We start from the raw sequence: 13,969 nt of genomic DNA, 5'->3' as shown, positions 1-13,969 counted from the left end.
AATATCGCACATGCCATCAAAACAATTGTCTGGCTAGAACGGGATGTGAGAGACCGCAATTTCTCGCTATACTAAAGATGGCTGGCTATTGTAATTATTGCAATATATTAATGATTTATACTGGTTCCCCGGTAAGGATTCGAACCTCAATAGACGGAGTCAGAGTCCGTAGTCTTACCGTTAGACGACCGGGGAACAGAGGCCGCGCGTATATGCGGGTGCCCTTATGTGGTCAACCCGCTGAATCCGGACGAAATGGGCAACATTCAAAAATGTTGAATTTTTAACTGTCAGCGGGTAGCACGGTCGGTAGGTACCGGCGGCATATTCGCCCGGATAGAAAATAAGAAGTGAGTTATCGGCTATGGGCGAGAATGTCGCACCATCGCCGCAAAAGGGACGCGGGCGAAAACGCAAAAAGCCGCCCCGTCACAAAAATGCGGCGCCAAAGGCTGCAAAAATGCAGCATGCTTCAGCAGATGGCGCAGCGCGTTCCGATGTAGCGACCACTTTTTCAGATACCCCGGTTGAAACACCGCAAGCGCGCCAAGTGGTAATGCGGAGAAACTGGCTTGAACGCACAGCTTATGCGGCGCTTGATCTTGGGACTAACAATTGTCGATTGCTCATTGCGCGGGCAGGTGGGGACGATTTTACCGTCGTAGACGCGTTTTCGCGTGTTGTGCGCTTGGGCGAGGGGCTAACGTCTACCGGGAGAATGAGCGACGAGGCGATGGACCGCGCTGTTGAAGCGCTCTCCGTGTGTGCAGACAAGCTTAAAAAACGTAACGTTGTGCTGGCACGGTCGGTTGCTACCGAAGCCTGTCGTCAAGCCGTAAATGGCGCACAATTTATTGAGCGCGTAAAACGCGAAACGGGGATTCACCTCGATATTATCACGCCCAAGGAAGAAGCGCGCTTGGCGGTGATGGGGTGCCACGCACTGCTTGAATCCGGCGAGGGCCCGGCTTTAATATTCGACATTGGGGGGGGCTCAACTGAGTTAGTCCTTGTGTCCACGACTGGGCTGGTGCCTGAAATACTTGATTGGGTCAGCGTTCCTTGGGGCGTTGTGTCGCTGACGGAAAGTGAACGGTCAGAGGGCGACAGTCCGGAGCAATTGAAAGCTGTCTACAAATCCATGCGCGATAAAGTCATGGCCAGCTTCTCAGACTTTGCTGCCCGGCTTCCCAAAGACGGGGGTGAGCGTCGACTGTTGGGAACTTCAGGGACGGTTACGACGCTTGCGAGTGTCTATTTGAAGCTCAACAGCTACGACCGGCGTGCGGTCGATGGGCTGCATTTGCCGACCGCGGCCATGCGCGACATCAGCGGCGAACTTGCCCGCCGAAACATTCAAGGGCGGGCGGAGTTTCCAACTATTGGTCACGAGCGCGCTGATCTGGTGGTGGCAGGCTGCGCTATTCTCGAATCCATATTTGACATATGGCCCGGAGAGCGGTTGGGCGTTGCCGACCGTGGCATTCGCGAGGGTATATTACGCGCCCTGATGGCAAGCGACGCCAAGCGTCGCAATCGACGGAACTGAGATATGGCGAATAATCTTTTTGGTGGCAAAGACTCAGGTCGCACCCTTGCAGGCAAGCAAAAGGTCAAGACCGCGAAGCGGCGCACGGCGCAATCCACGCGTTGGCTCGAACGTCAACTTAACGACCCTTATGTGAAGCGTGCGCACGGTGAAGGCTATCGAAGCCGCGCCGCGTATAAGTTAGTCGAACTTGACGAGAAATTCCACATTCTGCGGGGTAAAAAGGCTGTCGTTGATTTGGGGGTTGCGCCTGGCGGGTGGGCGCAGGTTGTCCGCAGGCAACAGCCAAAGGCCGCGATCGTTGGCATCGACATTCTGCCGGTTGATCCGATCGAGGGTGTTGTTTTGCTTGAAATGGATTTTATGCATGACTGCGCGCCTGACAGGCTGATAGCCGAGCTTGGGAGCCCGCCTGACCTCATTTTGTCCGATATGGCGGCGAATACCGTTGGACATAAACAGACAGACCATTTGCGCACTATGGGGCTTGTCGAAGCTGCCGTCGATTTTGCAGTCAAAGTCCTCATGCCAGGTGGCGATTTTGTCGCAAAGGTGTTTGCGGGCGGAACCGACCCCGCAATGTTAAGTATTTTGAAGACGAACTTCACCACGGTTAAACATGCAAAGCCGCCGGCAAGCCGAAAGGGCTCGGTGGAATGGTATGTCATTGCGCAAGGTAAAAAAGTCTAACTAAAAAACCGTGTCAGCCCTGCCGGCGTGCTTTTTCAACTGCGCTTTTTAGCGCATCAAATCCGAGAGCACCTTCCAATATTTGGTCGCCAATGATGAAGGTCGGCGTCCCATTGAAACCAATCTGCTGCATCATCGCAAGGTTACGTTCAATCTCTTGAGACGCTTGCGGTGACGCGGCAAATGTCCGCGCGGCATCTATGTCCAGCCTGGCGGTCCTTGCGGCGGCGACAATACTGGACTCTTCCGCACGACCACCAGCGAACAGCGCGTCATGAAATGCCTTATGCTTGCCCTGTCGTGCGGCGGCGAGGGCCCATAAGGCAGCAGTCCTACTGGACTGGCTCAGGATCGGCAGTTCGCGATAAACAAGCCTGATATTGCCATCGCTTTTTAACAGCCGTTGCACATCAGGCACGCTCGCGCGGCAGAAACCACAATTATAATCTGTAAACTCGACGATTGTAATGTCACCCTTTGGATTTCCGGCCTCTGCTCCGGGAAACGGTTTGGCGATTTCGTTCCCGGCTGCGGTCAACCTTTTGGATACTTCGCGCCGCTGAAGGATGGCGACCGCATCTGTAATTATTTCGGGATTTTCGAGGATATAAGCTTTTACGAGAGCCTCGGTCGCCCTCCGATCAGCCGGGGACATGCCAGCTGCTGCAACAGCCTCATCTGCAGATTTGGTTGCGCCATCGGCTGTAGGTACAACATTAAATGGCCGAACCGGGGCAGGGGTCGGCCAGAAGATATACGCCCCTAACGCAAGCAATATGGTCAGCCCAGCAACAAGTGTTGCAAGGATAATCCGTCGGTTTGGGGCATGTTCGGTCATAGTTGCTCGTTAGCGTTGAACGTGCTTTTCTGCCAGCAATTTAGCGGCGACGCTTTTTCAATGACGCCAGCTTTGCCTCGGCGACCATATTAATATCCTGCGCTCTGATCCAGTCGGGCGAATTTTCAGGCAGGCCGGCCATTGCAGTTTGTGCATTAGGCAAGGCAAATTGCGGTGCTCCTTCCATCAAATAGCGCTCGGCGCTCGCCAGCGCGGCCCGTGCCGTATCGCCTTTTTGTTCATAAACCACACCGAGCTGGTACCAAGCAAAAGGGTTTTGATTATCCTTTGTGACCGCAGCTTTTAGAACTTGGACAGCTTCGTCGAGTTGTGATTTGTCTTCAGTGGCGATCAAGGCATGTCCAAATATCGCGGCAATTAATGGCTGGTTCCCGGTCAGATTGACTGCCTTGCGCAATGGAATTATTGCGTCCGCTGGCCGACCCGATTCCAATAGAATTTGTCCGTGCAGTTCCAGAAAATAGGGGTCATCTGGAGCAGATGCGACAAGCGCAGAGGATTCATCGAGAGCCTTTTGTGGATAAGCTGATTTATGCCACGCATAAGCCCGCGCATAACGCGCAGGAACCGACTTGTCAGAGTCAGGATAATCCCGAAATGTCACGTTTGGATCGGCAAGATAGCCGGTGAGCTTGGCCTTAATACGCTTAAAGTCATTTTCCCATTTGGGGTTCAGCGGCGTGTTCCATGCAGGGTCGGCGGAATAGGTGTCTTGTAAAACAGCGATGCGCTCGCCCGACAAAGGGTGGGTTCGACCGTAGCTGTCCTCTTGAGGTATACCCAAGCGGAATTCAAAATTTTGAAGCTTCTTGAAAAAACTGATGGAACCCCGGCCGGTGATCCCAGCCTTCGACAAATATTGCGCACCCGAAGCGTCGGCGGTGCCTTCCTGCCCGCGGCTATAGGCAAGAAACTTGCCCATAGCTGCTTGTTGCCCAGCCGACATAATTCCCATACCGGCTTCGCCTGCACCCGCAGCGATGGCTGCTGCCGCCAAAATCAGGCTGGCGATGCTGATACCGCTGGCGGCAGAAATGCCTTCATCGAAACGCACAACGTGGCCGCCGACTACATGACCAAGTTCGTGGGCAATGACACCTTGCACTTCGTTTGCGGACGTTGCGGCGTCCAGCAACCCGCTATGCAGATAAACGGCCTGACCGCCCGCCACAAACGCGTTGATCGATTTGTCGTTGATCAGAATGATGTCGACATTGTTTGGATCCAAACCTGCTGCGGCAATCAGCGGAGCCGAAATCTCGTCAAAAAATGCTTCGGTTTCGGCATCGCGCAAAATCGATTGTGCCATTGCTGGCTGGATTGCCACGACGACAGCAAGAAATAGGACAAATGCCATGCGGATGGCGCGAAACGCAATTTGGCTCATACAAAGTGAATGGCGCGATCTGTATGAACACGCAATGAAGAAGTTAGGCAAAACAAAGCCCCGCCAGTTGATAACTGGCGGGGCTGATGTGTTTTTCCAATGCGGCTTAGCCGAATGTACGTTGCCACCAACCGGTGCGAGGGGGACCATCTTCGGTCCCCGCTTCCGGAGCACTTGAGGTCACGTCCTGAGGCGAATCCTTTGCGACGGCCTTTTTCCGCGGTGTTTTCGTTGGTGGCTTGGGAGCGTCGGGAGCTTCTTCGGCCACCGCTTCAGCAACATCCACGGTTTTTTCCTTCGCTTTGCCGCGGGGCTTTGCAGGTGCCTTCACCTTGGCTGCCGAAGGTTTGTCGGTAGTCGCAGGCGCGTCGGTTGTTTGCGCCGCCACTTCGGTATCAACGGCAACCGTTTCGGCTTTTGGTTTTGCGCGACTGCGGCGCTTTGGCTTTGCGTCGGGTTCCTCGGCAGGTTCGGCTTGCGTTGCTTTGGCGGGTTGAACCGTCTCAGTCGCAGCTTCTATGCCCGCTTCCTGACGGTCACGGCCTCTGCCACCCCGACGCCCGCGACGTGCCTTGGGCTTGCTATCGGTGTCAGCCTCAACGGTTTCAACCAGGCCATTTTCCGGTGGAGTATCGCCAGCAGCCTCATTGTCGTCCGCACGCGACTCTTCGCCCTCCGGACGGCCATCACGTTCACGACCCTTGCCACCGCGGCGTCCACGGCGACGCTTGCGCTTGCGGCCCTCTGCTGCTTCGCCGTCTTCGCGTGGACGTTCGTCACGGGCACGGCGTGGTTCACGCGCTACGTCTTCAACTTCCTCAATATCGTCTTCGACATCGTCAAATTCATCTTCGATATCGTCGTCTTCGATATCAATAATGGGCGGCAGAGCGACAGGGCGCTCTGGACGTGGGCCCGAACTGGACACCGCAAGTTTTGCACCTTCAGTCTCGCCATTCGGAACGATTAGAACGCGGACATGGTAGCGGTCTTCGATCGCAGCCAGTTCAGCTCGTTTGTTGTTGAGGCAATAGATTGTCGCCTCTTGGCTTGCCTGCAACACGATCTGGTTGCCATTGCCCTTTGCGGATTCGTCTTCGATAAGACGCAGCGCGGACAAGGCAGCTGATGATGCGGTCCGCACAAGGCCGGTGCCTTCACAATGTGGACATTCGCGTGTGGACGCTTCCAGAACGCCAGTGCGCAGGCGTTGGCGGCTCATTTCCATCAAACCGAAGCTGGAGATACGCCCCACCTGAATGCGGGCGCGGTCATGCTTTAGCGCCTCTTTCATTGCGCGCTCGACCTTGCGGGCGTTCGAGTGGTGCTCCATGTCAATGAAGTCGATTACAACGAGACCGGCCATATCACGCAAGCGCAACTGTCGGGCGATCTCGCGTGCTGCTTCGAGGTTTGTAGACAGCGCGGTTTGTTCGATACCGTGTTCTTTGGTCGAACGGCCTGAGTTGATGTCGATTGAAACCAGTGCTTCAGTCGGGTTAATGACGATATAGCCACCGGATTTCAATTGGACGATTGGCTGATACATTGCGTTCAGCTGGTCTTCGACATGATAGCGCTGGAACAACGGAACTGGATCGGCATAATGCTGAACGCGCTTTGCATGGCTCGGCATCAGCAGCTTCATAAAGTCCTTGGCGGCCTTGTAGCCATCGGGTCCTTCGACAAACACCTCGTCGATATCCTTGTTATAAATATCGCGGATGGCACGTTTGATCAGATCGCTGTCGGTATGGATCAGCATGGGTGCTGCACCGCGCAATGTGCGCTCGCGGATTTCGTCCCAAAGTCGCGCCAGGTAATCAAAGTCCCGCTTGATTTCCGGCTTTGTGCGGGCAAGGCCCGCCGTTCGGATGATGCAACCCATCGTGGAGGGCAAGGTGAGGTCGGAAATGATCGACTTCAGCCTTTTGCGATCCGCTGCACTGTGGATTTTGCGACTGATACCACCACCGTGCGATGTGTTTGGCATTAACACGCAATATCGTCCGGCCAGACTTAAATACGTCGTGAGCGCTGCACCCTTGTTGCCGCGTTCCTCTTTGACAACCTGAACCAACAAGACCTGCCGGCGATGAATGACGTCCTGAATCTTGTACCTGCGGCGCAAGTTCATGCGCTTGGCACGCACCTCGTCACTTGCCTTTGGCGCACGGCTCTCGCCGTTGCGTCCGCCGCGACCACGACGGCGACGGTTATTGCGGCCGTTGTCGCCTTCACCTTCGCCACGTTCGGTTTCGCCGCGGTCGTCTTCATCGGACTCGTCGCCATTGTTGAGGTCGGGTTCTTCGCCCTCCGTCATGTCAATGGTGTCGATGCTGTCGTCGGAGTCGACTTCGATCAGGTCAGTAACGTCGTCTTCGCGCTCTGCAGAACCCTGCATAATGTCTGCAGGTTCGTCGCTTTCTTCTTCCTCCTGCTCACGCAGGGCGGCTTCTTCTGCTGCAGCTTCGGCTTCTTCAGCCAACAGCCGTTCACGGTCCTCGCGCGGAATTTGGTAATAGTCCGGGTGAATTTCGGCGAAAGCCAAAAATCCGTGGCGGTTGCCGCCATAATCGACAAAGGCCGCTTGAAGCGACGGTTCGACTCTGGTTACTTTCGCGAGGTAGATGTTTCCTTTGAGCTGCTTGTGCTCAGCTGATTCAAAATCAAATTCCTCAATTTGGTTCCCTGTTACGACTGCGACCCGGGTTTCCTCCCGGTGACGCGCGTCGATTAGCATACGCGTTGTCATGTAATTTACTCCAGCGAGCATAACGCCTGGTTGTGACCCAAAGGCCGCTCGCTTCATTGTTGATGCATTGCCGGTTCCGACGCAAAGCGTTCATGTCGGCAAAGCGATATGGTGGAAAAGAGAGAATTGCGTCTGCTGCTTGTGCATGGCGGGCGTGTATCGCGCGCGCTTGAATTCCAACCCATGCGCCATTCCCTGATCGGGCGGCGTTGTTGGAAATATCATGCCTCATGTAGCGTCAACCTGTTGCGTTGCCGTGCAGAAATGTCCGAACGGCGGATTATCGGGAAATTCACGAAAAACTCCCTGTACGTAGGCGCTAGCACTCCCGCAGGTTGTCGGCAAGGGCGTCGCGCGATTCTGCTGCTGATTTACGTCATAGGTGATCTGTTTTTATTCTTAATTTGTCATTAACCATGTCGCGACAGCTCCAGACCATCCCGCATTGGCCGATATTGTCACGAATATGCGGGGTAGCAGCAATGTGGGACAAATAAAATTCTGGACGAAGATTGTTGCGCAGTCGCATAAGTCATCCATGTTTTCCATTTTGCTGTCTGTTGCCATACCAATTTTAGCTTCGCCTGCGATGGGTGGAACGATTCAGAAGACATCGACGCAGGACGGCGCGGTCATTGTTGAGTTTGCCGACGTAGTTGATAAAGTGAACAGCTTCGCGCTTGCAGAGCCAAATGGCATTGCCGTGGAGATATTTGGCGCGATTGCCGGCCGATCAGCATTAGCACGCGGACCTATCCAGACCATCCGTCAGGGACAGCTCAGCACTGACACGGCGCGAATTATATTGGACCTTGCTGAACCTGCACTTGTGACAGGCGGCACTTTTACTGCGGATGGCAAGAGCTTTCGGGTTAACTTGACGCCAGCGGCACCGACAGAATTCTCGGTCAGGATTGCGCATGGCAAAACCGAGATTCTGCCCCCGCTGGCATTTCGCGCAGAGCCGCCGAAGCGACGTTACGAAGTCACTGCGCCCATTCGGACAAATGTCGGAAAGAGCTTACCTGCAATAAGCGGCCCTGCCGATGAGAGCCTTCCATTGGTTGTGATAGATGCGGGCCACGGCGGTCATGACCCCGGCGCGATCAGTCCGCACGGAGGGCTTCAGGAAAAAAATGTAACCTTGGCGATTGCCAAGGCCGTGCGAGATGAAATGCTCAAAAGCGGACGCGTGCGCGTCGCGCTAACTCGGGATTCGGACAAATTTATTGTACTGCAAGACCGTTATCAGTTGGCCCGAAAGCTCAATGCAGACCTGTTCATCTCCATTCATGCCGATAGCGCCGAAAACCCCGAGGCAAATGGCGGCACGGTATATACATTATCGGAAATTGCCTCGGACCGGGAGGCACAGCGGCTGGCCGCACGCGAAAACAAGGCGAATATCATCAATGGCGTGAATCTGGGCGGGGCGGACGCCAATGTTTCATCAATCCTCATTGACCTTACGCAACGCGAGACGATGAATGTTTCTGCCGATTTTGCAAAATTGTTGCTGCGCGAGGCAATGCCAAATATGCGCATTCGTGGCAATTCGCACCGCTTTGCCTCGTTCATTGTTTTGAAGGCACCTGACACACCCTCGGTGTTGTTTGAAACGGGCTATTTAAGTAATGAAGGTGACGTCAAATTTTTGTCCTCCGCTGGTGGACAGCGCAAGGTGGCAAGGGCCCTCGCCGACGCAATCCAGGTCCATTTCGCAAGGCGGATCTCTGTGCGTTAAAGTGTTGGCTTGAGTTGACACGACAGTTTCCCGTCTTTTTGCGCATTAAGATTCTGGACCTGCCCAGCAAATCGGCTAGATAGGGCCCGCAATGAATAACGCCCCCCCACCCGCCGAAGGGCCCAAGCCCATCAGCTACACCCTGAAACGCGATGCCGAGGGATTTTTCGGACGGTGGCGGGATAAATGGCTGGGTTGGTGGCAAAGCAAGCGCTTTCGTCTGGCTACTTATGCCGTTCTCGTGTTTTTCGCCCTTATTCTCTTGGCATGGACTATATTTGCCCGAAACCTTCCTGATGCCGAGGCACTCATCGAGTATGAATCGCCACTGCCCACAGTAGTGCGCGACGTCAATGGCGAGCCTTTTCATAGTTACGCCCGTGAACGGCGCGTTCAGTTGGAATATGCTGATTTTCCAAAAACACTGGTGCATGCCTATCTTGCGGCTGAGGATAAGACGTTTTTCAGCCATGGCGGGATCGATTATCCAGGTATTGTGTCAGCCCTCTTTGACAACATTTTTAGCAACAAACGCTCGCGTGGTGCGTCGACTATTACGCAGCAGGTGGCAAAAAACTTATTGCTGACAAACGAATATAGCTACACCCGCAAGGTGAAAGAGGCGATACTTGCAAAGCGTATCGAGAATGCGTTGACCAAGCCGCAGATCCTATCGCTATACCTTAACGAAATCGCGCTTGGGCGGCAGGCATTCGGCGTCGAAGCGGCGGCACAAGCCTATTTTGCGAAAAGTGTTGATCAGCTTCAATTGCATGAAATGGCGTTTTTGGCGATTTTGCCGAAGGCCCCCGAACGGTATGGCCGGGCAAAAAACGCTGAACTAGCGATTGCGCGGCGCAACTGGGTGCTTGGCGAAATGCGCGCCAATGAATGGATTACCGATCCGCAGCTTGCTTCTGCCCGTGCTCAGCCGCTTGGTCTCGTTACCCAGCGCGGAACCGGATATAAAAATATTGGTGGGTATTTTGCGGAAGAAGTGCGCCGCCAACTGATCGAAAAATTCGGGGAAACCGACAGCGCAGGACCATATAGCGTCTATTCGGGCGGCTTGTGGGTGCGCTCATCCATGAACCCTGAATATCAATTGCTTGCAACCAAGGCGTTGCGCGATGGTCTGCTTCGATACAATGCGGGGAAAGCCTGGAAGGCAAATCTCGGCACGATCGATGTGACCGACGATGAATGGCCATCACGTTTTGCGTCTACGAACATCGGCATCGATTACGCGAACTGGCGGGCCGGGGTTGCGCTTGGCAAGGGCCGGGTGGGATTTGCCGACGGCACAATTGCCCGGTTGAACGGTGGTCCAGCGGCCATGAAGGCTGGTGATGTCATTGCAGTCGCGCCGCAAGGTACAAACAGTTTTGTCGTCCGTAGTGTGCCCGAGGTTGGCGGCGGTATGGTTGTACAAAATCCGAATAATGGCCGCGTCCTTGCCGTTCAAGGCGGCTTTGACAACCGCATTTCTAGCTTCAATCGTGCGACACAGGCCCAACGTCAGCCAGGTTCTACGATAAAGCCCTTTGTCTACGCAACAGCGCTGGACAATGGCATGACACCCACCTCCATCATCGTCGATGGCCCGTATTGCGTGTGGCAAGGTGCAAATCTGGGTCAGAAATGCTTCCGCAATTTCAGCGGCAGCGGAGCAGGGCCGCAAACCATGCGTTGGGGCCTTGAACAATCGCGCAACCTGATGACGGTGCGAGCTGCCGCGGAATCGGGCATGGACAATGTGACGGATACATTCCGCGCCATGTCGATAGGCGATTATCCTGATTATCTGTCGTACGCGTTAGGGGCAGGCGACACGACCGTGCTGAAAATGGTCAACGCTTATTCGATGCTGGTTAATCATGGCCGCGAGTTGAAACCTACGCTGATTGATTTCGCCCAGAACCGCAAAGGCAAGGTCATCTGGCCGGCCAAGTGGAAGTCATGCACTGGCTGCCGCGCACCCGATTGGAATGGCAAGCCGATGCCTCGCTTTGCCGCAGCGGGTAAGCAAGTCATGGACCCGATTACAGCCTATCAAGTCGTGCACATGTTGGAAGGCGTCATTGAGCGCGGGACAGCAGTCACGTTGCGCGAACTCGATCGGCCATTGTTTGGCAAAACCGGAACCACCACTGGCCCAACCAATGTCTGGTTCATTGGCGGATCACCGCATCTTGTCGCAGGGCTATATCTGGGCTTTGACCAGCCACGCAACATGGGCGGTTACGCGCAGGGCAGTTCACTTGCTGCCCCAATCTTCAAGCAATTTGCACGCACTGCAATGGCCGGAATGCCTAAAACACCATTCGTTGCCCCAGCGGGCACACGGCTTGTCCGGATCGATCGCAAGAGTGGGAAACGGGTCTATGGAGCATGGCCGGGGGCTGACCCCAAAGGCGCTGTCATTTGGGAAGCCTTTAAAGCCGAGACTGAACCAAAGCGTTCCATTCGCCAGGATGAACTTGCCGCGCGGGGGGACAAGCCCAAGAAAAAAACGACGAGCCAGACTGACGGTGCAGCGAGCACGACAACTTCGCCCAGCGCCAGTGTTGGCACAAAGCGCGACCAAGAGTTTATCCAACAAGAAGGCGGTATTTATTAGTCTGTGGATGTTGATGTTTTTGTGGCAGCGTTGATATCCTTGGGACATTGCCACCTTTGACTTGAGCGTCCAATCGGTTAAAGGCCGCGGCTGTTCTTTCATTCCCTTGGAGTTTCTTATGCGCGCCGACGCAGAAGGCTATGTTGCCCGCATTGATGCCGCCCTTAACCTCGTCAAGATGTCGCTTGATTGGGATCGCGCTTTGCGTCGTTTGGATGAGTTGAATGCAAAGGTTGAAGATCCAACCCTGTGGAACAATCCCAAAGCCGCCGAGGAAGTGATGCGCGAACGTCGCAGGCTGGATGCAGCCATTGGCACTGTGCGCGAAATCAATGCGGACAAAGCGGGCACGGTTGAGTTGATCGAGCTTGCCGAGATGGAAGGCGATGCCGAGCTTGGCGATGACGCCGCCAAGTCCCTGAAGGCGCTCGCTGACCGTGCGGACCGTGATAAGGTTTCGGCATTGCTGTCGGGCGAAGCAGATAGCAACGATACCTTCATCGAAATTCATGCGGGCGCAGGCGGCACTGAAAGCCAGGATTGGGCCGAAATGCTTCAGCGCATGTATTATCGCTGGGCAGAACAGCGCGGCTATAAAGTCGAAATGGTGGACTATCAGGCGGGCGATCAGGCAGGCATTAAGTCGGCTACGCTGCTCGTGAAAGGCGAAAATGCTTATGGCTACGCCAAGACCGAAAGCGGCGTCCACCGCTTGGTGCGCATCTCGCCTTATGACAGCGCGGCCAAGCGGCATACCAGCTTTTCAAGTGTCTGGGTCTATCCCGTTATCGATGACAATATCGAGATTGACATCAACGAAGGCGATTTAAAGATCGACACCTACAGGGCGTCGGGCGCGGGCGGGCAGCACGTAAACACAACTGATTCCGCCGTCCGTATTACGCACAAACCTTCAGGCATTGTTGTTGCAAGCCAAAATGATCGCAGCCAGCACAAGAACCGAGCCACCGCCATGGGGATGTTGAAAGCGCGGCTATATGAAGCCGAACTGCGCAAGCGCGAGGAAGTGGCAAGTGGCGAATATGCCGCCAAAACCGAGATCGGTTGGGGCCATCAAATTCGCTCCTATGTGCTCCAGCCCTATCAGATGGTGAAAGATTTGCGCACTGGCGTAACGTCTCCGAATCCCGGCGACGTACTCGACGGCGATCTCGACAACTTCATCGCCGCCGCGCTTGCACAGCGCGTGACTGGCGAGGCGGTTTCTGTGGACGATGTGGATTGAACCAAACCCTATGGCCGAGTTCGGTCATCCTGAACTTGTTTCAGGATCCTAATGTCGCACTTAAGTGAAAGTAAGATGCTGAAACAAGTTCAGCATGAAAGAACTATCGGCCACATTTGATCTGCTCAATGCAGCAAGCCGACGGGGCAGATAATACAGCATTCCGGCGGCGCTAAAGTCTATTCCCCCGGCGAGGCTGCGCTTCCGGCCAGTAGCCCGCCGTCGAGGTGGATTTCGCTGCCCGTCATGTAGCTCGCATCATCCGATGCGAGCAGCAGCGCGACAGCCGCAACCTCCTCGACAGTGCCGAAACGCTTGAGCGGGGTATCTGAAACCATCGCCGCCATCCGCGCATCGCGGCCCGGTCCGTCGCCGATCATTGCCTCCCACATGGGTGTCAAGATAGCGGCCGGATGTATCGAATTACAGCGGATCTTGAGACCCTGACCTGCGCAGTAGAGTGCAACCGACTTGCTATGGTTGCGAATGGCTGCCTTGGACGAGGCGTAGGCTGCGGCGCCCGGGATGCCCACAAGCCCCGAGCGGGAGGACATGTTGATGATTGAGCCTGAACCCTTGGCGCGCATCGCCTTGATCGCATAACGGCACCCCAAAAACGTTCCGTCCAGGTTGACGGCATGGACGCGGTGCCATTCTGCGAGGGTGGCGTTTTCGGGATCATGTGGACCGGGGCTATCCTCAAACCCGGTGATGCCCGCATTGTTGACCACGATGTCCACGACGGGATGCGCTGCAGCCAGCAAATCCCAGTCTTTTTCTGCCGACACATCCAGATGGAAAAACGCACCAGACAGTTCAGCCGTCAAGAGCGAACCGTTTTCGGCATCTACATCCGCGATGATGACTTGCGCGCCTTCCTGCGCGAAAAGCCGGGCAATCGCGGCACCAATGCCGCGTGCGCCGCCCGTGATGAGGGCGGATTTGTTCTGTAACTTGGGCATATTCTTGTTCCTGTGTTCAGGCGATATCGTTGCGCCGCGCTCGGGCGCGGATCTATCTGGGCCGGGTGGAAGTGCATTTGCACGGTTTAGCCTTGAATCACGGGACCTACTCCACTTATGCAGTTCGCAAGCATAAGGCGCGCCACGGGAGAGAGCA

Annotated in this window: 9 protein-coding genes and 1 tRNA gene; 5 read left to right on the top strand and 5 right to left on the bottom strand. The window is 55.1% G+C overall.

Annotated elements, in window-relative coordinates; all coding sequences use genetic code 11:
* Nucleotides 1-121: 121 nt before the first annotated feature.
* Nucleotides 122-195: transfer RNA gene (locus ACLL9E_RS08315), tRNA-Gln, on the bottom strand.
* A 169-nt stretch (nucleotides 196-364) separates the two neighbouring features.
* Between ACLL9E_RS08315 and ACLL9E_RS08310 the strand changes: the two genes are divergently transcribed.
* Nucleotides 365-1,549: a Ppx/GppA phosphatase family protein gene (locus tag ACLL9E_RS08310; protein WP_411291272.1), complete on the top strand. Its 1,185-nt coding sequence runs from the start codon at nucleotides 365-367 to the stop codon at nucleotides 1,547-1,549.
* Between the two features lie 3 nt (nucleotides 1,550-1,552).
* On the top strand, nucleotides 1,553-2,239 hold the full coding sequence (locus ACLL9E_RS08305; RefSeq protein WP_411291271.1) for an RlmE family RNA methyltransferase: 687 nt from the start codon (nucleotides 1,553-1,555) through the stop codon (nucleotides 2,237-2,239).
* A 13-nt stretch (nucleotides 2,240-2,252) separates the two neighbouring features.
* Here the strand turns inward: ACLL9E_RS08305 and ACLL9E_RS08300 are convergent, their stop codons facing one another.
* From ACLL9E_RS08300 to ACLL9E_RS08290, 3 genes are all read right to left on the bottom strand, one after another.
* Nucleotides 2,253-3,077 carry a DsbA family protein gene (locus ACLL9E_RS08300; protein ID WP_411291270.1) on the bottom strand — a complete coding sequence of 275 codons (825 nt, stop codon included), beginning with the start codon at nucleotides 3,075-3,077 and terminating at the stop codon, nucleotides 2,253-2,255.
* A gap of 40 nt (nucleotides 3,078-3,117) precedes the next feature.
* A complete protein-coding gene (locus ACLL9E_RS08295; protein WP_411291269.1) occupies nucleotides 3,118-4,455 on the bottom strand; it encodes a M48 family metalloprotease in 1,338 nt (445 codons plus the stop codon).
* A 136-nt stretch (nucleotides 4,456-4,591) separates the two neighbouring features.
* Nucleotides 4,592-7,240: an Rne/Rng family ribonuclease gene (locus ACLL9E_RS08290; RefSeq protein WP_411291268.1), complete on the bottom strand. Its 2,649-nt coding sequence runs from the start codon at nucleotides 7,238-7,240 to the stop codon at nucleotides 4,592-4,594.
* 538 nt (nucleotides 7,241-7,778) lie between these two features.
* Here ACLL9E_RS08290 and ACLL9E_RS08285 point away from each other — a divergent pair.
* The 3 genes from ACLL9E_RS08285 (at nucleotide 7,779) to prfB (ending at nucleotide 12,850) form a co-directional block, all read left to right on the top strand.
* Entirely contained in the window at nucleotides 7,779-8,984 is a 1,206-nt protein-coding gene (locus ACLL9E_RS08285; protein WP_411291267.1) for an N-acetylmuramoyl-L-alanine amidase, read from the top strand.
* A gap of 91 nt (nucleotides 8,985-9,075) precedes the next feature.
* Complete coding sequence (locus ACLL9E_RS08280; RefSeq protein WP_411291266.1) at nucleotides 9,076-11,604, top strand: penicillin-binding protein 1A; 2,529 nt, start codon at nucleotides 9,076-9,078, stop codon at nucleotides 11,602-11,604.
* Nucleotides 11,605-11,722: 118 nt separating this feature from the next.
* Nucleotides 11,723-12,850: a peptide chain release factor 2 gene (gene prfB / locus ACLL9E_RS08275; RefSeq protein WP_411291265.1), complete on the top strand. Its 1,128-nt coding sequence runs from the start codon at nucleotides 11,723-11,725 to the stop codon at nucleotides 12,848-12,850.
* A 179-nt stretch (nucleotides 12,851-13,029) separates the two neighbouring features.
* Here prfB and ACLL9E_RS08270 read toward each other — a convergent pair whose 3' ends face one another.
* Complete coding sequence (locus tag ACLL9E_RS08270) at nucleotides 13,030-13,812, bottom strand: SDR family NAD(P)-dependent oxidoreductase (RefSeq protein WP_411291264.1); 783 nt, start codon at nucleotides 13,810-13,812, stop codon at nucleotides 13,030-13,032.
* Nucleotides 13,813-13,969 lie beyond the last annotated feature (157 nt).

The sequence above is a fragment of the Sphingorhabdus sp. genome, from assembly GCF_046596595.1.
Taxonomy (GTDB): Bacteria; Pseudomonadota; Alphaproteobacteria; order Sphingomonadales; family Sphingomonadaceae; genus Sphingorhabdus_B.
The sequence above is the reverse complement of the archived record's forward strand: the minus strand, read 5'-3'. Positions and strand labels throughout refer to the sequence as shown.

Coding starts and splice junctions, on each gene's coding strand:
- ACLL9E_RS08310 (WP_411291272.1), top strand. CDS start 365: ATGGGCGAGAATGTCGCACCATCGCCGCAAAAGGGACGCGGGCGAAAA.
- ACLL9E_RS08305 (WP_411291271.1), top strand. CDS start 1,553: ATGGCGAATAATCTTTTTGGTGGCAAAGACTCAGGTCGCACCCTTGCA.
- ACLL9E_RS08300 (WP_411291270.1), bottom strand. CDS start 3,077: ATGACCGAACATGCCCCAAACCGACGGATTATCCTTGCAACACTTGTT.
- ACLL9E_RS08295 (WP_411291269.1), bottom strand. CDS start 4,455: ATGGCATTTGTCCTATTTCTTGCTGTCGTCGTGGCAATCCAGCCAGCA.
- ACLL9E_RS08290 (WP_411291268.1), bottom strand. CDS start 7,240: ATGACAACGCGTATGCTAATCGACGCGCGTCACCGGGAGGAAACCCGG.
- ACLL9E_RS08285 (WP_411291267.1), top strand. CDS start 7,779: ATGTTTTCCATTTTGCTGTCTGTTGCCATACCAATTTTAGCTTCGCCT.
- ACLL9E_RS08280 (WP_411291266.1), top strand. CDS start 9,076: ATGAATAACGCCCCCCCACCCGCCGAAGGGCCCAAGCCCATCAGCTAC.
- prfB (WP_411291265.1), top strand. CDS start 11,723: ATGCGCGCCGACGCAGAAGGCTATGTTGCCCGCATTGATGCCGCCCTT.
- ACLL9E_RS08270 (WP_411291264.1), bottom strand. CDS start 13,812: ATGCCCAAGTTACAGAACAAATCCGCCCTCATCACGGGCGGCGCACGC.